At 61.1% G+C, this 779-nt stretch carries 1 protein-coding gene; it reads left to right on the top strand.

Features of this window, described 5'->3' with window-relative positions; all coding sequences use genetic code 11:
* Window positions 1-779 (top strand): elongation factor Tu (locus tag IEX16_RS19810; RefSeq protein ID WP_188710286.1); only part of this gene is annotated, 779 nt, incomplete at both ends.

Genomic DNA, 779 nt, shown 5'->3' with positions numbered 1-779 from the left:
CCATGGCAAGACCACACTGACGGCAGCGATCACGACCGTGCTCGCAGCCAAATTCGGCGGCGAAGCCAAAGGCTACGACCAGATCGATGCAGCGCCGGAAGAAAAAGCCCGCGGCATCACCATCAACACCGCCCACGTCGAATACGAGACGGCGAACCGCCACTACGCCCACGTTGATTGCCCAGGCCACGCCGATTATGTGAAAAACATGATCACCGGCGCCGCCCAGATGGACGGCGCCATTTTGGTTTGTTCGGCTGCTGACGGCCCTATGCCCCAGACCCGTGAGCACATCTTGCTGGCCCGCCAGGTCGGCGTGCCCTACATCATCGTGTTCCTGAACAAATGCGACATGGTTGACGACGCCGAGTTGCTCGAACTCGTTGAGATGGAAGTGCGCGAGCTGCTCGACAAATACGATTTCCCCGGCGACGACACCCCCATCATCCACGGCAGCGCCAAGCTCGCCATGGAAGGCGACAAAGGTCCTCTGGGCGAAGAAGCCATCATGAAGCTCGCCGACGCGCTGGACAACTACATCCCCATGCCTAAGCGCGCCATTGACGGCGCCTTCCTGATGCCCGTCGAAGACGTCTTCTCCATCTCCGGCCGCGGCACCGTCGTGACCGGCCGTATCGAGCGCGGCGTGGTCAAGGTCGGCGAAGAAATCGAGATCGTCGGCATTGCTGACACCCAGAAGACCATCTGCACCGGCGTCGAAATGTTCAGGAAGCTGCTCGATCAGGGCCAGGCTGGCGACAACGTCGGTATCCTGCTGC

It is taken from the genome of Polaromonas eurypsychrophila (genome assembly GCF_014641715.1).
Taxonomy (GTDB): Bacteria; Pseudomonadota; Gammaproteobacteria; order Burkholderiales; family Burkholderiaceae_C; genus Polaromonas; species Polaromonas eurypsychrophila.
The sequence above is the reverse complement of the archived record's forward strand: the minus strand, read 5'-3'. Positions and strand labels throughout refer to the sequence as shown.